This window comes from Parvibaculum sp., from assembly GCF_019635935.1.
Lineage (GTDB): Bacteria > Pseudomonadota > Alphaproteobacteria > Parvibaculales > Parvibaculaceae > Parvibaculum.
Map to the genome: position 1 here is coordinate 1 of NZ_JAHBYN010000005.1, position 20,768 is coordinate 20,768.

At 64.6% G+C, this 20,768-nt stretch carries 17 protein-coding genes and 1 riboswitch; of the genes, 12 read left to right on the forward strand and 5 right to left on the reverse strand.

The genetic code is table 11. From position 1 onward, the window contains the following. Positions 1–242 precede the first annotated feature (242 nt). Positions 243–458: riboswitch (cobalamin riboswitch) on the reverse strand. A gap of 64 nt (positions 459–522) precedes the next feature. Continuing rightward, a complete protein-coding gene (locus tag KF719_RS17885; RefSeq protein ID WP_213332561.1) occupies positions 523–1,035 on the reverse strand; it encodes a disulfide bond formation protein B in 513 nt (170 codons plus the stop codon). Between the two features lie 40 nt (positions 1,036–1,075). Then, positions 1,076–1,657, reverse strand: a complete 582-nt coding sequence (locus tag KF719_RS17890) for a YqaA family protein (RefSeq protein WP_213332562.1) — start codon at positions 1,655–1,657, stop codon at positions 1,076–1,078. A gap of 130 nt (positions 1,658–1,787) precedes the next feature. Here KF719_RS17890 and zapE point away from each other — a divergent pair, with 130 nt between their 5' ends. From zapE to lpdA, 9 genes are all read left to right on the forward strand, one after another. Beyond that, positions 1,788–3,062 (forward strand): cell division protein ZapE, encoded by a 1,275-nt coding sequence (zapE, locus tag KF719_RS17895; RefSeq protein ID WP_293510769.1) that lies wholly within the window; start codon positions 1,788–1,790, stop codon positions 3,060–3,062. Between the two features lie 168 nt (positions 3,063–3,230). Continuing rightward, positions 3,231–3,845 carry a TetR/AcrR family transcriptional regulator gene (locus KF719_RS17900; protein WP_249730992.1) on the forward strand — a complete coding sequence of 205 codons (615 nt, stop codon included), beginning with the start codon at positions 3,231–3,233 and terminating at the stop codon, positions 3,843–3,845. Positions 3,846–4,128: 283 nt separating this feature from the next. Continuing rightward, entirely contained in the window at positions 4,129–5,091 is a 963-nt protein-coding gene (mdh, locus tag KF719_RS17905; protein WP_213332565.1) for a malate dehydrogenase, read from the forward strand. Between the two features lie 143 nt (positions 5,092–5,234). After that, positions 5,235–6,434, forward strand: coding sequence for an ADP-forming succinate--CoA ligase subunit beta (sucC, locus tag KF719_RS17910; protein WP_213332566.1), 1,200 nt, complete (start codon positions 5,235–5,237; stop codon positions 6,432–6,434). After that, positions 6,434–7,318 carry a succinate--CoA ligase subunit alpha gene (sucD, locus tag KF719_RS17915; RefSeq protein WP_213332567.1) on the forward strand — a complete coding sequence of 295 codons (885 nt, stop codon included), beginning with the start codon at positions 6,434–6,436 and terminating at the stop codon, positions 7,316–7,318. Before sucC ends, sucD begins: the two co-directional genes overlap by 1 nt. 310 nt (positions 7,319–7,628) lie before the next feature. Next, positions 7,629–10,589 carry a 2-oxoglutarate dehydrogenase E1 component gene (locus KF719_RS17920; protein WP_293510773.1) on the forward strand — a complete coding sequence of 987 codons (2,961 nt, stop codon included), beginning with the start codon at positions 7,629–7,631 and terminating at the stop codon, positions 10,587–10,589. Between the two features lie 92 nt (positions 10,590–10,681). After that, positions 10,682–11,911, forward strand: a complete 1,230-nt coding sequence (odhB, locus tag KF719_RS17925) for a 2-oxoglutarate dehydrogenase complex dihydrolipoyllysine-residue succinyltransferase (RefSeq protein WP_213332569.1) — start codon at positions 10,682–10,684, stop codon at positions 11,909–11,911. Between the two features lie 99 nt (positions 11,912–12,010). After that, a complete protein-coding gene (locus KF719_RS17930; RefSeq protein ID WP_213332570.1) occupies positions 12,011–12,754 on the forward strand; it encodes an SDR family oxidoreductase in 744 nt (247 codons plus the stop codon). Between the two features lie 91 nt (positions 12,755–12,845). After that, positions 12,846–14,252 (forward strand): dihydrolipoyl dehydrogenase, encoded by a 1,407-nt coding sequence (gene lpdA / locus KF719_RS17935; protein WP_293510776.1) that lies wholly within the window; start codon positions 12,846–12,848, stop codon positions 14,250–14,252. Between the two features lie 497 nt (positions 14,253–14,749). Here lpdA and KF719_RS17940 read toward each other — a convergent pair whose 3' ends face one another. Further along, a complete protein-coding gene (locus KF719_RS17940; protein ID WP_213332572.1) occupies positions 14,750–14,893 on the reverse strand; it encodes a hypothetical protein in 144 nt (47 codons plus the stop codon). A gap of 171 nt (positions 14,894–15,064) precedes the next feature. Between KF719_RS17940 and KF719_RS17945 the strand changes: the two genes are divergently transcribed. Continuing rightward, positions 15,065–15,532 carry a VOC family protein gene (locus KF719_RS17945; RefSeq protein ID WP_293510778.1) on the forward strand — a complete coding sequence of 156 codons (468 nt, stop codon included), beginning with the start codon at positions 15,065–15,067 and terminating at the stop codon, positions 15,530–15,532. Between the two features lie 114 nt (positions 15,533–15,646). Then, entirely contained in the window at positions 15,647–16,180 is a 534-nt protein-coding gene (locus tag KF719_RS17950) for a hypothetical protein (protein ID WP_293510780.1), read from the forward strand. A 47-nt stretch (positions 16,181–16,227) separates the two neighbouring features. On the opposite strand, the gene KF719_RS17955 is transcribed toward KF719_RS17950, so the two are convergent. Beyond that, on the reverse strand, positions 16,228–17,244 hold the full coding sequence (locus KF719_RS17955) for a tyrosine recombinase XerC (protein ID WP_293510782.1): 1,017 nt from the start codon (positions 17,242–17,244) through the stop codon (positions 16,228–16,230). 145 nt (positions 17,245–17,389) lie between these two features. Between KF719_RS17955 and KF719_RS17960 the strand changes: the two genes are divergently transcribed. Next, positions 17,390–19,588 carry a primosomal protein N' gene (locus KF719_RS17960; protein WP_293510786.1) on the forward strand — a complete coding sequence of 733 codons (2,199 nt, stop codon included), beginning with the start codon at positions 17,390–17,392 and terminating at the stop codon, positions 19,586–19,588. Positions 19,589–19,610: 22 nt separating this feature from the next. Here the strand turns inward: KF719_RS17960 and KF719_RS17965 are convergent. After that, positions 19,611–20,768 (reverse strand): DUF4214 domain-containing protein (locus KF719_RS17965; RefSeq protein ID WP_293510784.1); only part of this gene is annotated, 1,158 nt, incomplete at its 5' end.

Genomic DNA, 20,768 nt, shown 5'->3' on the forward strand with positions numbered 1-20,768 from the left:
GCGCCGTTGCGGCGGATGAGCTGGTATCCCGGCTCAGCGGCCGCGCGGGGGGCGCCCGTCACACCAGCGGGCGAGCGTGACAGCCTGGCTTCGGTTTCGCGGGCTTCGGTTTCGGTCATCAAGGACATCGGCAACACACCCCATTCTTGGGGGCAAAGGCCGAGCGGACGCGCAAACAGGAGCGCCCGGCAGCCTTCCGCCGCGACAAACTCCAGGCGATCCACCGGGGCACCCCGCCCGAGGACAATCTCAATCGTCGCGGCAGGTCTCCTGGCTGTGGATCGCCGCCCACGCCCTGCCTTCCCGGCGCCATGCGACGCCAGTGACATCAGTTGGACGTAGACTTACCACTTACAGTTGCGGGGGCAGCTTCGGTTTGGCGGTGCCAAAGCTCCGCGCCCGAATTCCCTCTTGCCCGCTCGAATACGAATCGAGCGACCGTGACCACTAGATATAGGGGGTAGTTTCCCGATTATGTCAATATATGCGATATCTTGGCGCGGCGCGGGATCACGGCCAGGGTTAATTTTTCCTCATTTTCCCCAGGCCGCCGAGCGCGAGCAGCGCAAGGCCGAGCGAGGCGAGCGCACTCCAGCCGGCGAGCGAAACACCCAGGAAACGCCAGGCGGCCTCGTCGCAGCGCACCACGCGGGTGGTCTGCAGGTTCTTGAGAAAATCATTGAGGCCGACATTGTTGTTCATGGGGCCGGTGCAATCCGCGGGCCCCTGCCACAAATGCCACTCCGCGCCGCTGTGGTAGACGCCGAGGCCGGCGTTGTAGAGGAACGCGACCGCGATGATGCCGAAGCCGATCCAGCGCAGGCCCACGAACAGCCGGTCACGCCGCTCATCGGGCAGAAGCGCGAGCACCGCCGCTATCGGCATCGCGAGATAGTAGGGCTGGCGCTGTTTGAGACAAAGCTCACAGGGCTTCAGCCCCAGCACGTACTCAAAATAATAGGCGCCGCCGATGAGGGCGACGCAAATGACGAGGATCGTCAGTGCAACAAGGCGTGGGCGCGAGAGAAGGGACATTGAACGCTCGTGAGGCGAGGCGCCCTGTCGATGCGCGCCCCTAGAATATATAGCGGACGGCCACGAAGCCGCCGATGATGGTGGCAAACAGGATGATTGCGGCCAGACCGAGGTTGCGCTCCAGGATTTCCTTGGCGGGAGCCCCGAAACGGTTGACCAGCGCGGCGAGAATATAGAACCGCAGACCCCGGGTAATGATTGACAGTATCGTGAACCACAGAAGGTCGTAGCCCGCAAAGCCGGATGTGATGGTCACCAGCTTGTAGGGGATAGGCGTGAGGCCCTTGATCAGGATGATCCATTCGCCATAGGCCGCATACGCCTGCCGGAAAGCCTCGACATTGTCACCGTAACCATAAGCCTGGATGATCCAGGCGCCGAGCGTGTCATAGAGCACCGCGCCGATGGCATAGCCGAACAAGCCCCCAATGACCGACGCCACCGTGCAGACACCGGCATAGAAAAAAGCCTTGTCCGGCCGCGCCAGCGCCATCGGCACGAGAAGCACATCCGGCGGGACCGGAAAGAATGAACTTTCGGCAAAGGAGACGAGCGCCAGCGCCCAGGCAGCGTATGGGCTTGCGGCAAGCGACAATGTCCAGTCGTAGAGGCGGCGCAGCATTGGGACCGCTTAAGCTGCCCCGCCAGTCTTGTCCATCGCCATCGCGCGTTGCGGTTACCAAATCCGCAAACACGCGGCATGACTGCCACGGTTCTCGCCAGGCGGGCAGGAAACGCATGATTGTCGGCGCATGATTGTTCTTGAGGCCCGAAAGCGTTATTGCGTGGGTGTGACCGCTCATTCCCGCCCCCCCACCCACCGTCAGGAACTGCCGGCAGCAGCCGGCGAATCCGTCGCGTTGCGCTATGAGGCGCTCGTCGCCACGGGCACGGTAGAGCGCGATGAGGCGCAGCTCGTGCTCATCGCGCAACTCGATCGGCTCGTGGAAACGTTGCGGCGGGCCGAGAAGGCCAAGGCCGCGCCGAAGCGCCCCTTCGCGTGGCTGCTGGGTCGGCGCGAGCGTGACAATGGAGCGGTGGTCCGTGGGCTCTATGTCTGGGGTTCTGTCGGGCGTGGCAAGACGATGCTGATGGACCTCTTCTTCGAGGTCGCACCGGTCGCACTGAAACGGCGGGCGCATTTCCACGCCTTCATGAGCGATGTGCACGAGCGCATCTTCCACTTCCGGCAGCGCGTCAAGCGCGGCGAGGAGAAGGACACAGACCCGATCCCCCACGTGGCGGCCGAACTCGCGAAGGAAGCCGAGCTTCTGTGCTTCGACGAATTCGCGGTGACCGATATCGCTGACGCGATGATCCTCGGGCGCCTTTTCACCAGCCTCTTCTCGCTCGGCGTCGTGGTGGTCGCGACGTCCAACGTCGTGCCTGACCGTCTCTATGAGGACGGGCTCAATCGGGCGCTTTTCCTGCCGTTCATCGCTCTCCTCAAGGAGCGGATGGACGTGGTCAAGCTCCAGTCGCGGACGGATTTCCGGCTTGAGAAACTCGCCGGGAGCCCGGTCTTCATCGTGCCCGACGATGACAACGCCCGACAGCGCCTGGATACGATGTTCCACGCGCTCACCGGCTCCACCGGCGGACCCATGTCATTGACGGTGAAGGGGCATCCGGTGGAGGTGCCTTGCGCGGCCGGCGGCGTCGCACGCTTCGCCTTCACCGATCTCTGCAGCAAGCCGCTCGGCGCCTCCGATTACCTCGCGCTGGCGGAACGCTTCCATACCCTCATCGTCGAGAACATTCCGGCGCTCAATTTCGAACGCCGCAATGAAGCCAAGCGCTTTATTACCCTCGTCGATACGCTCTACGACCGGCATGTGAAACTTCTCGCGTCCGCGGCGGCGGAGCCGCAGAACCTCTACCATGCCGATCAGGGACGCGAGGCCTTTGAATTCGACCGCACGGTCTCTCGCCTGATCGAGATGCAGTCCGAGGAATATCTCTCTGCGCCCCACGGGCGCGGCGACTCCACCGGCTCGGGCGACAGTACCGGGCTCGTGGAGACCTGATGACGGTGCGCCCGCCGCTGCCGAGGGATCATCGCGGCAGAAGCGTCCGTGACAGGAGCGTCCGCGGCCAACCTGGTCCGCTCACAGCAAGCCCCGCATCGACGTCCCCAGGCGCAAGCCCGCATGGCTAGACATCCATCGGCCAAACAGCCTTCACCTAGAAATCCTTTGACCAAGCCGACCAATATCGCGCCCGACAGGGTGGACGCGCGCCTCATCGCCATCGCCAATGAGCATGTGCGCAAGTTCGGTCCGGGCAAGATGACCGTGGTGGCTGTCGCCGAGGCGGCTGGCATGACCCATGCCAACGTCTACCGCTATTTCCCCTCGAAAAATGCCCTGATCGATGCGGTCGTCGGTGAGGCGCTGAAACCGATCGAGACCGTGATCGCGGACGTGGCGAGCGCGCCGGACCCTGCCGACGACAAGCTGGAGCGGCTGGTCCTCGACCTCGCGCGCCTCTATCGCACGCTGATGGAGCAGAACGCGCCGGTGTTCCGCCTCTTCGTCACAGCGACCCTCGAGAACCGGGCCGTCGCGCGTCGGCATCGCGGACGGGTGCGCATGCTGGTTGAACGTGTGGTCGACGAGGGCATAGCGACGGGCGCATTCGAGCCGCGCGACCGGGAAGGCGCCCTCTCCTTCCTGACCGACGTGCTTTACCGCTTCACCCACCCGAGCGCCATTCTGGCGGACGCTGGGGTCCCGCGTGACGTGCTCGACAGGCGCCTCGCAGCGGTGGTGCGGGTAGCCCTGCGGGCCTTGTCCGTCGGCCTGATCTAGGGTCCGGGAAAGCCGAAAAGTTACATTTTTCAAATTCTGTTACTAACTCGAATCGCTGAGCTCAATGCACTCGGAAGCCCTCCGGGGATTCCCATAAGCTCCTGCAATTGAATTAGTTTTATAAGCAACCGGCATGGCGGACGCGCAGGCGGCCTTTCACCGTCGCGTAGGCTGCCAACCCGGCTGTCACAACCTTGACTTGATGCAGTGCTGCCTTTGAGGCAAAGAACCTCGGTATTCCCGAGGGCATGATCCCTCCCCTTCAAAGCCAAGGACGTTTTCTATGGCCCGTAAGAAGATCGCTCTGATCGGCGCAGGCCAGATCGGCGGCACGCTCGCGCATCTGGCTGGTCTCAAGGAACTCGGCGACATCGTCCTCTTCGACATCGCAGAGGGCACCCCCCAGGGCAAGGCCCTCGACCTCGCGGAATCCTCCCCGGTCGACGGTTTCGACGCCGCCTATTCGGGAACGCAGTCTTACGCCGACATCGCCGGTGCTGATGTCATCATCGTCACCGCTGGCGTGCCGCGCAAGCCCGGCATGAGCCGCGACGATCTTCTCGGCATCAACCTCAAGGTCATGGACTCGGTCGGCCAGGGCATCAAGCAGTATGCGCCCGACGCCTTCGTCATCTGCATCACCAACCCGCTCGACGCGATGGTGTGGGCCCTGCAGAAGGCCTCGGGCCTGCCGAAGAACAAGATCGTCGGCATGGCCGGCGTGCTCGACTCCGCCCGCTTCCGTTACTTCCTCGCGGAAGAATTCAAGGTCTCGGTCGAGGACGTCACCGCCTTCGTGCTGGGCGGCCACGGCGACGACATGGTGCCGCTCGCCCGTTACTCCACCGTTGCCGGCATCCCGCTCACGGATCTCGTCAAGCTCGGCTGGACCAGCCAGGAGAAGCTCGACGCCATCATCGAGCGCACCCGCAAGGGCGGCGGCGAGATCGTCAACCTCCTCAAGACCGGCTCGGCCTTCTATGCGCCGGCCGCTTCCGCCATCGCCATGGCGGAAAGCTTCCTCAAGGACAAGCGCCGGGTGCTGCCGGCGGCCGCCCATCTCACCGGCCAGTATGGCGTCAAGGACGTCTTCGTCGGCGTGCCGATCGTCATCGGCGCCAATGGTGTCGAGCGCATCGTCGAAATCGAGCTGAACGAGGCCGAGAAGGCGGAATTCGCCAAGTCGGTCGCGGCAGTCGAAGGCCTGATCGAAGCCTGCAAGGGCATCAATCCCGCCTTTGCGTGACCAGCGCGGCCGCAGGAGGTGTCCGGCGACGGTGGTTACCGGAACACCTTATTGTGGCCCGCTTCTGTCTTCATCGAGAGTGCCGGATGTTGTCCGGCCTCTGCCGGACAACGGCCCAGTTCCGCAGCTGAAAGGCTAAACGGATGAATATTCACGAGTACCAGGGCAAGGCCATCCTCAAGGAATTCGGCGCCCCCGTTTCGGCCGGTCGGGCCGTTTTTTCGGTCGATGAGGCCGAAGCCGCCGCCAAGGAGCTTGGCGGCCCACTGTGGGTGGTGAAAAGCCAGATCCACGCCGGCGGCCGCGGCAAGGGCAAGTTCAAGGAGCCTGAGGCTGGCGAGAAGGGCGGCGTCCGCCTCGCCAAGTCGGTGGACGAGGTCAAGACCTTCGTCGGCCAGATGCTCGGCAACACCCTCGTCACGATCCAGACGGGCCCCGCTGGCAAGCAGGTCAACCGCATCTATATCGAGGACGGCTCCGACATCGAGAGCGAGTTCTATCTCTCCGCTCTCGTCGATCGCTCCACCGGCCGCGTCGCTTTCGTCGTCTCGACGGAAGGCGGCATGGACATCGAGGAAGTCGCGCATAAGACGCCCGAGAAGATCCACACCTTCTCTGTCGACCCCGCGACCGGGGTGATGCCGCACCACGGCCGGACCGTGGCTCAGGCCCTCGGTCTCACCGGCGACCTCGCCAAGCAGGCCGGCCAGCTCATCACCCAGCTTTATGCCGCCTTCGTCGCCAAGGACATGGCGATGCTCGAGATCAATCCGCTGATCGTCACCAAGGACGGCCAGCTCAAGTGCCTCGACGCCAAGGTCTCGTTCGATTCCAATTCGCTCTACCGTCATCCCGACGTTGTCGCCCTGCGTGACGTGACGGAAGAGGACGAGAAGGAAATCGAGGCGTCCAAGTACGACCTCGCCTATATCGCGCTCGACGGCACGATCGGCTGCATGGTCAACGGCGCCGGCCTCGCCATGGCGACCCTCGACATCATCAAGCTCTACGGCGAAGAGCCGGCGAACTTCCTCGATGTCGGCGGCGGCGCCTCGGAGGAGAAGGTCACGGCCGCCTTCAAGATCATCACCTCGGATCCCAACGTGAAGGGCATCCTGGTCAACATCTTCGGCGGCATCATGAAGTGCGACGTCATCGCGCGCGGCGTCATCGCCGCGGTGAAGGCCGTCGGTCTTGAAGTGCCGCTGGTCGTCCGCCTCGAAGGCACCAATGTCGAGGAAGGCAAGACCATCATTCGCGAATCCGGCCTGAACGTCATTCCGGCCGACGATCTCGATGACGCGGCGCAGAAGATTGTCGCGGCCGTGAAGGGGACCCGCTGATGTCCATTCTCATCGACAAGAACACCAAGGTCATCACCCAGGGCTTCACGGGCAAGAACGGCACGTTCCACTCGGAGCAGGCCATCGCCTATGGAACCAATCTCGTTGGCGGCACCTCGCCCGGCAAGGGGGGTTCCAAGCACCTCGGCCTGCCGGTGTTCGACACCGTGCGCGAGGCGCGTGAGAAGACCGGCGCCGACGCCTCGGTGGTCTACGTGCCGCCGGCGGGCGCCGCTGACGCCATCTGCGAGGCCATCGACGCGGAGATCCCGCTGATCGTCTGCATCACGGAGGGCATTCCGGTGCTCGACATGGTGCGCGTGCGGCGCTCGCTCGATGCCTCGAAGTCGCGCCTCATCGGCCCGAACTGCCCGGGTGTCGTCACGGCCGGCCAGTCGAAGATCGGCATCATGCCGGCCAACATCTTCAAGCCCGGCAGCGTCGGCATCGTCTCGCGCTCGGGCACGCTGACCTATGAAGCGGTGTTCCAGACCTCCCAGGAAGGCCTCGGCCAGACCACGGCGGTCGGCATCGGCGGCGATCCGGTCAAGGGCACCGAGTTCATCGAGGTGCTGGACATGTTCCTCTCCGATCCCGCGACCGAGTCGATCGTCATGATCGGCGAGATCGGCGGCGCGGCCGAGGAAGATGCCGCGGAGTTCATCGCCCGCGAGGCGAAGAAGGGCCGCAAGAAACCGATGGTCGGCTTCATCGCCGGCCGCACCGCCCCTCCCGGCCGCCGCATGGGCCATGCTGGCGCCATCATTTCGGGCGGTAAGGGCGGCGCCGAAGACAAAATCGCGGCGATGGAGGCGGCGGGCATCCGCGTGTCGCCTTCACCGGCCCGCCTTGGCAAGACCCTGGTTGAGGTCTTGAAGGGATAAGACAGCTTTTTGCCTGGTCCGGCGCTAGCCGGACCAGGTTTACATCTGTCTTGTCCGGACGTTGCAGATCCTCATCTGAGGGTCGAAGAGGAAAGGGTCTGGAAACCTTCTGGGAATATTGCGGTTCGATCGCCATATGACCGGCGGGGATCCAAGAGATCCAGTTTGATCGAAACGGGAGCGCCCCAGGCGGTCCCTCTCGCCGCGAAACCGGGTTGCGGCGGGAGAAGCCGGCCTTCGATGGCCGCGCATATGCCTTCGCAGCCGCACCCACGCGTGTGTTGCAGAGGTCCCGGCCAGGATGAAGACGATGGCACGCCAGGACGTGAACGACATCTTTGCTCAAACTTCCTTCCTCTACGGTGGCAATGCCGCCTATCTGGAGGAGCTCTACGCCCGCTACCAGCAGAACCCGTCCTCCGTCGACGAGCAGTGGCAGACGTTCTTTGCCGGGCTGAAGGACGAGGGGTCGACGATCGTCGAGAACGCGCGCGGCGCGTCCTGGAAGCGGCCGAACTGGCCGATCGTCGCCAATGGCGAGCTCGTCTCGGCGCTGGACGGCAACTGGATCGGCGTCGAGAAGGCGATCGGCGACAAGATCAAGGGCAAGGCCCAGGCGAAGGGCGTCGAGCTCAGCCAGGCCGAGGTCGAGCAGGCGGCCCGCGACAGCGTGCGCGCTATCATGATGATCCGCGCCTATCGCATGCGCGGCCACCTCCACGCCGATCTCGATCCGCTGGCGCTCGAACCGCGCGGCGATCACGAGGAACTGCACCCCTCGACCTACGGCTTCGGGCCGCAGGACTACGATCGCAAGATCTTCATCGACAACGTGCTCGGTCTCGAGTTCGCCACCATCAACCAGATGCTGGAGATCCTGCGGCGCACCTATTGCCAGACGCTGGGCGTCGAGTTCATGCATATCTCCGATCCGACCGAAAAGGCCTGGATCCAGGAGCGCATCGAGGGGCCGGACAAGGAGATCAGCTTCACCCGCGAGGGCAAGCGCGCGATCTTCAACAAGCTCGTCGAGGCGGAAGGATTCGAGAAGTTCCTCGACGTCAAGTACACCGGCACCAAGCGCTTCGGCCTCGACGGCAGCGAGTCGATGATCCCGGCGCTCGAGCAGATCATCAAGCGCGGCGGCGCGCTGGGCGTTCGCGATATCGCGCTCGGCATGGCGCACCGCGGCCGTCTGAACGTGCTCGCGCAGGTCATGGGCAAGCCGCACCGCGCCATCTTCCACGAGTTCAAGGGCGGATCCTTCGCGCCTGACGACGTGGAAGGCTCCGGTGACGTGAAGTACCATCTCGGCGCCTCGTCGGACCGTGAGTTCGACGGCAACCGCGTCCACCTTTCGCTCGCCGCCAACCCCTCGCATCTCGAGATCGTCGATCCCGTCGTGCTCGGCAAGGTGCGCGCGAAGCAGGACCAGCTCGGCGACACCGTCGAGCGTTCGAAGGTGCTGCCGCTCCTCATCCATGGCGACGCGGCCTTCGCCGGCCAGGGCGTCGTGGCGGAATGCCTCGGCCTCTCCGGCCTGAAGGGCCACCGCACCGGCGGCTCCCTGCATTTCATCATCAACAACCAGATCGGCTTCACGACCAATCCGCGCTACGCGCGCACCTCGCCTTATCCGTCGGATCTCGCCAAGATGGTCGAGGCGCCGGTGTTCCACGTGAATGGCGACGACCCGGAAGCCGTGACCTTCGCCGCGAAGATCGCCATCGAGTTCCGGCAGAAGTTCCACAAGCCTGTCGTCATCGACATGTTCTGCTACCGCCGCTTCGGCCATAACGAGGGCGACGAGCCGGCGTTCACCCAGCCGATCATGTACAAGAAGATCCGCCAGCATCCGACGTCGCTGGAGATCTACGGCAAGAAGCTCGTGGCCGAGGGCGTGCTGGCCGAAAGCGAGGTCGAGGAGGCCAAGGCCGCCTGGCGCGCGAGGCTCGAGGGCGAGTTCGAATCGGCGCAGACCTACAAGCCCAACAAGGCTGACTGGCTGGATGGCCGCTGGTCAGGGCTCAAGGCTGTCCGCGAGGACGCCGACGATCCGCGCCGGGGGGCGACCGGCCTGCCGGACGCGACCCTGAAGACCATGGGCGAACGCCTGACCACGGTGCCGGAAGGCTTCCATCTACACCGCACGATCCAGCGCTTCCTCGACAACCGTCGCAAGACGATCGAGGAAGGCCAGGGCATCGACTGGGCGACCGGCGAGGCGCTTGCCTTCGGCTCGCTGCTGCTTGAAGGCCACCCCGTCCGCCTGTCCGGCCAGGACGTCGAGCGCGGCACTTTCAGCCAGCGCCATTCGGTGCTGCTCGACCAGGAGAACGAGGACCGCTACACGCCCCTCAACAACTTGGACGAGAACCAGGCCCGCTACGAGGTCATCAACTCGATGCTCTCGGAAGAGGCGGTGCTCGGCTTCGAATATGGCTACACGCTGGCCGAGCCGAATGCGCTGACCCTGTGGGAAGCGCAGTTCGGTGACTTCGCCAACGGCGCCCAGGTGGTCGTCGACCAGTTCATCTCGTCGGGCGAGCGCAAGTGGCTGCGCATGTCGGGCCTCGTGATGCTGCTTCCGCATGGCTATGAAGGCCAGGGGCCGGAGCATTCCTCCGCCCGCCTGGAGCGCTATCTGCAGCTCTGCGCCGAGGACAACATGCAGGTCGCGAACTGCACGACGCCGGCGAACTACTTCCATATCCTGCGCCGGCAGCTGAAGCGCGAGTTCCGCAAGCCGCTCATCCTGATGACGCCGAAGTCGCTGCTGCGCCACAAGCGCTGCGTCTCGACGCTGGACGAGCTCTCCGAGGGCACGAGCTTCCACCGCATCCTGCGGGATGACGCCGAGCGTCTGCCGAAGGAGAAGATCAAGCTCGTCAAGGACGAGAAGATCCGCCGGGTCGTGATCTGCTCGGGCAAGGTCTACTACGACCTCTATGAGGAGCGCGAGAAGCGCGGCATCGACGACATCTTCTTCCTGCGCGTCGAGCAGCTCTATCCGTTCCCGGCCAAGACGCTTGCCGGCATCCTTTCCCGCTTCCGCAACGCTGAGGTGTTGTGGTGCCAGGAAGAGCCCAAGAACATGGGGTCGTGGAACTTCGTCGAACCCTATCTCGAATGGGTGCTCGACCATTCCGGCCTCAAGGCGACGCGTCCGCGCTATGTCGGACGTCCCGCCTCGGCCTCCACGGCTGTCGGCCAGATGTCCAAGCATCTGGCACAGTTGCAGGCTTTCCTTGACGAGGCGCTGGCTTCCTGAGGGAAGCCTTCGCCCCGCCCCCTCAAGCTGGCCGCAAGGCCTTAGATCGTCAGGCATCCGGCCCGGCCGGAAGACAGCAAGAAGCGAACATCATGGCGACCGAAATCCGTGTGCCGACCCTCGGCGAATCCGTGACGGAGGCCACCATCGGCCGGTGGTTCAAGAAACAGGGCGAGGCCGTGAAGGCCGATGAGCCGCTCGTCGAACTCGAAACCGACAAGGTGACGCTGGAGGTCAACGCTCCGGCCGCCGGCGTGCTCGCCGAGATCACCGTCAAGGAAGGCGACACCGTCGAGGTTGGCGCCCTGCTCGGCTCGCTCAGCGAAGGTGGCGCGGGTGCTACTCCCGCCAAGGCGGCTGAAAAGCCCGCGGCAAAGCCGGCGCCTGCTCCGGCCGCCGCTCCGGCGCCGGCACCCGCCGCTGCTCCCTCCAAGGGTGACAATGGTCCGGCGGTCGGCCGCATCGCGGCCGAAACCGGGCTTGATCCGGCCAAGGTCGCCGGCACCGGCAAGGACGGTCGCGTGACCAAGGGCGATATCCTCGGCGCGCTGTCCAGCGGCGCGGCCTCCGCCCAACCAGCCCAGCCCGTGCAGCTGCGCGCGCCGTCGGCTCCGGATGATGCCTCGCGCGAAGAGCGCGTGCGCATGACCAAGCTGCGCCAGACCATCGCGCGCCGCCTGAAGGAAGCCCAGTCCGCCGCCGCCATGCTGACGACGTTCAACGATGTCGACATGTCCGGCGTGATGGATCTGCGCAACCAGTACAAGGATGTGTTCGAGAAGAAGCACGGCGTGAAGCTTGGCTTCATGGGCTTCTTCGTGAAGGCCTGCGTGCAGGCGCTGAAGGACGTGCCGGCCGTCAATGCCGAGATCGACGGCACGGACATCATCTACAAGAACTACTACCACATCGGCGTCGCCGTCGGCACGGACAAGGGCCTCGTCGTGCCCGTAGTCCGCGATGCGGACCAGCTGTCGATCGCCGGCATCGAGAAAGAGATCGCCGAGTACGGGAAGCGCGCCCGTGACGGCAAGCTGACGATCGAGGAGATGCAGGGCGGCACCTTCACCATTTCCAACGGCGGTGTCTACGGTTCGCTTCTCTCCACGCCGATCCTCAACGCGCCGCAGTCCGCGATCCTCGGAATGCACCGCATCGAGCAGCGGCCCGTGGTGAAGAACGGCCAGATCGTCGCCCGACCGATGATGTATCTCGCGGTGTCCTACGACCACCGTCTCATCGACGGTAAGGAAGCGGTCACGTTCCTGGTCCGCATCAAGGAAAACCTCGAGGACCCGACACGCCTCGTGCTGGACCTCTGATCCAGACCCTATAGTCGCTAGGGCGCTGGTCGCTCGGGACCACCGCTTCGTTCCAGAACCGGAATTCACTCATCGGGTTCTGAAGGAAAGGCTGGTGCGATGGATGGCGTTCTGGTGATCACAGGCGGTGGCCGGGGTATTGGCCGCGCCACCGCGTTCAAGGCCGCGGCCGCGGGCTATCGCGTGGCCATCAGTTACGTCTCGGATGCCACTGCGGCTGATGCCGTGGTGGCCCGGATAAGCGAGGCTGGCGGCACGGCTATTGCCGTGAAGGGGGATGTCGCTGACGAGGCGGACGTCGTTCGCCTTTTCGCCGAGGCCGACAAGCTTGGCCCCCTCGCGGGGCTGATCAACAATGCTGGCATCGTTGATCGCGCGGCGCCGCTCGCCGACATGTCATTCGAACGCATCACCCGCATGATGATGGTGAACGTTGTCGGCAGCCTCATCGCCGCCCGCGAGGCGGTGCGCCGCATGTCCACCAGCTCCGGCGGGCAGGGCGGCGTCATCGTCAATCTGTCCTCGCGCGCCGCCGCGCTGGGCGGCGCCAAGCAGTATATCGACTACGCCGCCGCGAAGGGTGCCATCGACAGCTTTACCCATGGGCTCGCCCTGGAGGTCGCCGACCAGGGCATCCGTGTTGCCGGCGTCAGGCCCGGCATCATCGACACCGATATCCATGCTAGCGGCGGCGATCCTGGCCGGGTCGCCCGCATGCGCAGCATGCTCCCGATGGGCCGCGAGGGCAGCGCGGACGAGGTCGCGGAGGCGATCATGTGGCTCATCTCCGACAAGGCCAGCTATGTGACCGGCACGACGATCGATGTATCGGGCGGCCGTTAGAGCATGATCCCAAAAGTGGATACCGGTTTTTGGAAAAGAGCATGCTCGGAGCAAAAACTTAAAGCGGTTTGCAAGAAGGAAAGAACGCGAAATGGCTGACGCTTACGATCTCGTCGTCATCGGCACTGGACCGGGCGGCTATGTCTGCGCCATCCGGGCCGCCCAGCTCGGCCTGAAGACGGCCGTCGTCGAGAAGCGCAAGACCCATGGCGGCACGTGCCTGAACGTCGGCTGCATCCCGTCCAAGGCGCTGCTCTATGCCTCAGAGAAGTTCCACGAGGCCTCCCATGCCTTCGCCAAGATGGGCATAGGCGTGTCGGCGCCGAAGATCGACATTGCCCAGCTGCAGGCCTTCAAGCAGGAAGGCGTCGACGGCAACGTCAAGGGCGTGGAGTTCCTTCTCAAGAAGAACAAGGTCGATGTGTTCTTCGGCACGGGAAGCATTCCGGCCGCCGGTTCGGTCTCCGTGAAGGCTGAGGACGGTTCGGTCCAGACGATCGCCACGAAGTCGATCGTCATCGCGACCGGCTCGGATGTCGCCAGGCTCCCCGGCGTCACCATCGACGAGAAGATCGTGGTGTCGTCGACCGGCGCGCTCGAGCTGGCGAAGACGCCCAAGAAGCTCGTCGTCGTCGGCGCCGGCGTCATCGGCCTCGAGCTCGGCTCAGTCTGGCAGCGCCTCGGCGCCGAGGTCACGGTGATTGAGTATCTCGACCGCATCCTGCCCGGCATGGACGGCGAGGTCGCCAAGCAGTTCCAGCGCATCCTTGCCAAGCAGGGCTTCACCTTCAAGCTGTCGAGCAAGGTCACCAAGGTCGAGACGGCCAAGAACGGCGCCAAGGTCACCGTCGAGCCCGCCGCTGGCGGCGACGCCGAAACGCTCGATGCCGATATCGTGCTCGTCGCGATTGGCCGCACGCCTTACACCGACGCCCTTGGCCTCGCCGAGCTCGGCGTCGAGCTCGACAAGCGCGGCCGTGTCGTGGTCGACAGCCACTATGCGACCAAGGTTCCCGGCGTCTACGCCATCGGCGACGTCATTGCCGGCCCGATGCTCGCGCACAAGGCCGAGGACGAGGGCGTGGCGGTGGCCGAAATCCTCGCCGGCAAGGCAGGCCACGTGAATTACGAGGTCATCCCGAGCGTGGTCTACACCTTTCCGGAGGTGGCCTCCGTCGGCCGCACCGAGGAAGAACTCAAGGAAGCGGGCATCACTTATCACGTCGGCAAGTTCCCCTTCACGGCCAATGGCCGCGCCAAGGTGAACCACACCACCGACGGCTTCGTGAAATTCCTGGCGGATGCCACGACGGACCGTGTGCTCGGCTGCCACATCGTCGGCCCCGAGGCCGGCGAAATGATCCACGAAGTGGCCGTGCTGATGGAATTCGGCGGCTCGTCGGAGGATCTCGCCCGCACCTGCCATGCCCATCCGACCCGCTCCGAAGCGGTCAAGGAAGCCGCCATGGCCGTGGAGAAGCGCTCGATCCACATGTGAGCGCGAGACGCACCTCACTGAAGATGCTGATCCCCGGCCTCGCGCCGGGGATTTTTTATGGCGTCCGTGTGGATCTCTAGCCAGCCACGCCGGCCGCGCGGGGACTGCACGTGCGCCAACCTATGATAAAAGTGGTTACGGTGCGCCCACCGCACTTTTTCCGTCCATCTGATGGAAGGAGGCCCCGCCGGTTTCTCTCTTCCCGCAAGGAGAGGGCTTGGATTTAGAGGCGATCTCCGGAGCGGGTACCCCTCACCCGCGCCTACGGCGCGACCTCTCCCGTCGGGAGAGGTGAGCACCACCGACATCGGCCGCGACATCAGGCATTGGCGTCCCCTCTCCCGGGCGGGAGAGGGACAGGGTGAGGGAAGCAGCGGGTTACCGTCGCGGCTCGACGTGGGAGCATCGCATCGGAACCACCAGCCCCAATAAAAAAGGCAGCCGCCTCGACTGAGGACGGCTGCTATTTATTTCTGGAGGTCGTCTGTCGGTTAGTGTCAGCCCGTCTGCGTGGTTGACGGGGCCTGGATCGTCTGTTGGCTGTCGAGCGAAGATGTATGCTTCGGGCCGCAATCCGCAAAAGCGGCCGGAGCAAAAGCCGCACTGGCGGCGAGGGTCAAGGCGAGGATCAGTGAACGCATCGTCTTTCTCCTTCAAGGGTTCTTGGTTCAACTGAGGATAACTGTTTTCCCATAGATTGGTCCCCTTTGCAGGCTACACGGCATATCGCGGAGAACAAGATGGGGGTGACATTCGTTCTGCACTAAGATCAGCCATCTCACGCAATAGTGTGCGACAGAAGGAGAAAGATCATGGCGGGAAGCGTGAACTCCATCCCGGACAACGGCGCCCCGAAGCCCTACATCTGCGTCAGCCGTGGGAACGAAGCCATCGCCTTCTACAGGCAAGTGTTCGATGCCGTGGAAACGCTGAAGATCTCGGATCCGGCAGGAAAAGTCGGGCATGCCGAACTGACCATCGGCGAGGGCAGCATGATGCTCTGCGACGAGTTTCCGGAATACGGCGCTCTCAGCCCTGAAACCATCGGCGGTTCACCGGTCGTCCTGCATATCTACGTCAAGGATGCGGATGCCACCGTCGCCAAGGCGGAGGCTGCGGGCGCGACCATATTGAAGCCGGTCGAGGATCAGTTTTATGGCGATCGCGGCGGAAAGCTCAAGGATCCGTTCGGGCATATCTGGTGGGTCTCCACCCGCATCGAGGACATATCGCACGATGAAATGCGCCGACGCGCCAAGGAACTCTACGGCATGAGCTGACAGGGGTCCGCCCGGGCTGATCCTGTTTGGAGCGTTCACCGGGGAGCCACCGAAGCGCCTTGCAAAGACCACGAAAGGCGGGCACGAGCGGGGGGCGATGTCCGGAGTTAGTCCATGCGCCGCCTGTTGAAGCCGCTGTGGTTCCTTCTCGCCGTGCTCTTCCTGGTGGAGGCATGGCTGTGGGATAGGCTTGCCCCCGTTGTCGCCGGCATCGTCGGGCTGCTGCCATGGGCCGAATGGTCGAAGAAGCTCGCCGCCCTTATCAAGCGCCTGCCCCCGCTGGCCGTGGCCGCGCTCTTCATCGTGCCGGCGAGCCTGCTGCTGCCGGTCAAGCTTCTCGCGCTCTGGCTCCTCGCCAATGAGCACTGGTTCATGGCGGTTGGTCTGCTCGTCGTCGCCAAGATGCTCGGGCTTGGCGTCACGGCCTATCTCTTCGAGCTATGCCGCGAGAAGCTCCTCGAGTTGCCGTGGTTCGCCTGGCTCTACCGGCGTCTTCTCGAGATCCGCGCCTGGGCGCATCGTCAGACCGAGCCCGCGCGCAGGGCGGTCCGGTCGGCCATCGCCGCCGTGCGGCTTCGCCTTGGCCTTAATGGGCAGCTGAGGCGACGTATCTCGCTTTTGCGCCGGCGCACCCGCCGCTTCGGCTGAACCGGCTGATCGTGCAGGCGTCGCCAGATCCCTTACGCACAGAGCCGTTAAGCTCTTGGATGGGCGGCGTCGTAGGCCGCGAGCAGCCTCGCCGCGTCAACCTTCGTGTAGTTCTGCGTCGTTGACAGGGACGCGTGGCCCAGCAGCTCCTGAATGGCCCTGAGATCCCCCCCGCGACCGAGCAGATGCGTCGCGAAGGAATGCCGCAAGGCGTGCGGCGTCGCGCTGGCGGGCAGCCCGAGCGCGCCGCGCAGGTTCTCCATGACGAGCTGGACGATACGCGGCGACAGCGGACCACCACGTGTGCCCACGAAGAGCGGACCTTCCGGCGGCAGGGGATGGGGGCAGGCCGCGATATAGTCCGCGATGGCACGCGATACCTGCGGCAGCACGGGCACGCCGCGCGTCTTGCCCCCCTTGCCCGTCACCGCGATGTCCATCTGCCCATCGACGGGCGCGTGACGGCGCTGGAGGCCAAGCGCCTCGCTGATACGCAAGCCGCACCCGTAGAGCAGCGCCAGCACGGCCGCATCGCGTGCCAGGATCCACTCCGCCCGGTCATCGCCGGCCCGGCTCTCGATCGTCGTAACGGCCTTCGCCGCCGTGACCGCGAGCGGACGCGGCAGGTTCTTCTTCACCTTGGGACCCCGCACCGCCGCGAAGGCCGACGCGTTGCCCGCGCCGCTCCGTTCGAGATGCCGGGCGAAGGAGCGCAGCGCCGCAAGCTGGCGCATGAGGGAGTGGCTGCCGATGCCATCGCGCCGTCGGGCCGCGAGGAAAGCCCTGATATCGGCCGGCCCAAGCGCCGCGATGGTGCGCAAGCTGGCCGGCTCTCCCTGATATTCGGTCAGGAAGGTCAGGAATTGTCTGAGATCACGCCCATAGGCTTCAACGGTCTTGGGCGACAGGCGGCGCTCGGCGGCGAGATAGGAGAGCCACGTCGTGGTCGCCACGAACAGACCATGCCCGGCCTCCGCGCCGTCCTTGTCCACCGGCGTGCCGGCCGAAGCGGGCGAATCATCGGTGGGCAGGATCGGCTGATGTCTCGGCTGATATCTCGACATGGAATCATTATCCGTGATTCGTCCTAATCCCAGGTGAACGGCTCCGATGGCGCGGCTGATCGCCATGCAGGCCGCACGCCCGCGTAGTGGGGATGAACATCCGTCCCGGCAGTGCTATGCCTGCCGCCATGAGTATCGCAACGTCATGAGCATCACCGAGGCAAGCCCCACGATCAATGCATCGTCCGGCCAGGTCGCAGACGTGCTCGTGCCCGTCGCGCTTGATACGGCCTATTCCTACAAGGTCCCGGCGAGTCTCACCCTGAGCGCGGGTGATGTGGTCGTGGTGCCGCTCGGGCCGCGCGAGACCGTTGGCGTGGTATGGGAGACACGGCCCGGCGAAGGCGGCAACCTCAAGGCGGTTGTTGGTCGCGTCGATACGACGCCCATGGGCCCGGCCTTGCGGAAGCTCGTCGAATGGATCGCCTGGTACACCGTGTCGCCGCGCGGCCTTGCCCTGCGGCTCGCGCTGCGCGTGCCCGACCCGAGCCGCCCGGAAGCGCTCCGCGTTGGTGTGCGGCTGGCCGGGCCACCACCGGCCCGGATGACACCGGGGCGGCAGCGCGTGCTGGCGCTGGCGCAGGACGGGCTCGTCTTCACCAAGAAGGCGCTGGCCGAAGAAGCGGCGGTGAGCCAGGCCGTGGTCAACGGCCTGATCGATGAAGGCACGCTGGAGACGGTGGCGCTGGCGCAGGAACCGGTCGCGCTGCCACCGAACCCCGCCTTTGCCCAAGCGAGCCTTTCCGCCGCGCAGCAGGAAACGGCTGATGCCTTGCGCCAGACCGTCGGCGAAGGTGTGTTCTCGGTCACGCTGGTGGAGGGCGTGACGGGTTCCGGCAAGACGGAAGTCTATTTCGAGGCCATCGCCGAGGCTCTGGCGCGCGGCAAACAGGCGCTCATCCTGATGCCGGAAATCGCCCTCACCGCCCAGTTTCTGGAGCGCTTCGCCAGCCGCTTCGGGGTGAGGCCAGCCGAGTGGCATTCGGGCGTCGCCGCGCGCCGGCGTGAGCGCATCCATCTCGGCGTGGCAAGCGGCGAGGTGCGCGTGGTCGTCGGCGCGCGCTCGGCCCTGTTCCTGCCCTTCCGCGAGCTCGGCATCATCGTGGTCGATGAGGAGCATGAGACGGCCTACAAGCAGGAAGACAATGTGCAATACCATGCCCGCGACATGGCCGTGGTGCGCGGGCGCATCGAGAATTTTCCCGTTGTTCTGACCTCGGCGACACCATCGATCGAGACCAAGGTCAACGCCCAGTCCGGACGCTATCGCTATCTCACCCTGCCGGAGCGTTTCGGCGGCCGCGCCATGCCGACGATCCGCGCGATCGACCTGCGCCGCAGCCCCGCCGCGCGCGACCACTGGCTGTCGCCACCGCTCGTGGAGGCCATGCGCGAGACGATCGACCAGGGCGAGCAGACGCTGCTCTATCTCAACCGCCGTGGCTATGCGCCGCTGACGCTCTGCCGCTCTTGCGGACATCGCTTCCAATGCCCGAATTGTTCAGCCTGGCTGGTTGAGCATCGCTACCGACGCGCACTGGTCTGCCATCACTGCGGCCATGTGGAACGTCGGCCGGACAGTTGCCCGTCCTGCGGCACCGTGGATGCGCTGACGGCCTGCGGCCCCGGCGTGGAACGGCTGGCGGAGGAAGTCGCGGAGCATTTTCCGGACAAGCGCAGCATCGTCCTGTCGAGCGACATGCCGGGTGGCACGGAGCGGTTGCGCGAGGAACTCCAGGCCGTGGCCAACGGCGAATTCAGCATCGTCATCGGCACCCAGCTCGTGGCCAAGGGGCATAATTTCCCGGGGCTCACGCTGGTCGGCGTCGTCGATGCCGATATCGGGCTCGCCAATGGCGACCCGCGTGCCGCCGAGCGCACCTTCCAGCTCCTGCAGCAGGTGACGGGGCGCGCCGGTCGTTTCGAGAAACCCGGCCGCGCGCTCATCCAGACCTTCCAGCCGGATCATCCCGTGCTGCAGGCGCTCTTGTCCGGCAATGCCGAACGCTTCTACCGGGAAGAGATCGCCCAGCGCGAGGCGGCGGGCCTGCCCCCGTTCGGACGGCTTGCCGGCATCATCGTGGCGGCCCCCGACCGCAACGAGGCGGAGGCCCATGCCCGCGCGCTGGCGCGCACCGCCGAGACACCGCCGGACGTGCATGTGTTCGGCCCCGCCGAGGCGCCGCTGGCTCTGGTGCGCGGCCGCTACCGGTTCCGGCTTCTGGTGCGCGCCACCCGCGAGACCGACCTGCAGGGCTATCTGAGGGCGTGGATAGGGCGCGCGCCGCGCCCGCCGCAACGCATCCGCGTCACCATCGACGTCGATCCGCAGAGCTTTCTGTAGGACAGAGCGCCCTGCCGCCGGATTACAGGAGCTCAACCGTCTCGATCAAAATGACGTCGCCGAGCCCGGTCGCGGTGATCTTCTTGTATTCGGGGCAGTCTGCGAAATAGCCGAGAAGCCCCTCCTTGCCGATCCCCGCCTGCATGCTTTCGCGCCAGAATATCTCACCGGCGGCATCCGGGGACCTGCCCAGGATCTCCTGATAGAAAAGCGCGATCAGATCCTCGCTGGAGTGAGCCGTGCCGAAGCGGGTGGCAAACCGCTCGGTCGCCACGAGGTCACAGGCCAGCTCATGGTATCTTCCTCCCTTGTCGAGAGCATCCAATCTCGCGAAGACCATGTCGTCGGGTGGGTCATCGTCATAAACCGCGGCGCATAGGCGATAGGCGCGCCCCGCATTCCCCTCGGTATCGAATGCGAGCATCGCGTCCGAAAACTGAATCCGCTCCGTGTTGAGTAAGGTAAGCTCTGGATTGAAGCTTTGATCCGGCTTCCCATCTGGGGCATACTTTGTCTTCAGACTTAAAAATAATCCATCGTGCGTCCACGAAATATTATAAGCGTCGGACGTCGCCTGAATTATAACAGTATCTGTACCATCGCCCATATTGAGGGTACCATGGATCCATTCCCCCAATATCATTCTGTCATTGAGCGCCGTTGGCAGGCCACAGTCCGACATAAAAGCAGTATCAAGTGAAGAAAGGCTCAGGGCCCTGTTTTCCGGGGCTTTAGGTCCCAAGGCTGAGTGATGCCGCGAAGCGAACGCCTCCTCGACATGCGCGCGTTTCCCGTCGAGCGGAATGCCGTCGGGAAACAGCGTCCGCGCATGTGAGCCCATGAAACGGGGGGCACCATCGACAAACTGAATATTGCCATCCCAGCTGGATATATCTCCACTCGCCGGACGCAATGCGTTCGCCATGAACAACGCGTGGGCTATTTCATGGCGGAATACGGTTGTTGCGTCGAATCGATGCCGCTCGTCGAAAGCGCCGTCGAAGGACAGGTTTTCCAGAGAATTCAGACCTATCTTCACATGGATATCGGCTTCGTCAGGCTCGTTGTCGAACCCCGTGATCGCCTTGAAGGCCGGATGCGCCATGACGCGCATCCCTGCCACACCCTCCCGGCGGGCCATTGTCTTCAGACCATCGCCATGCGTCTCAGCGATATGCGC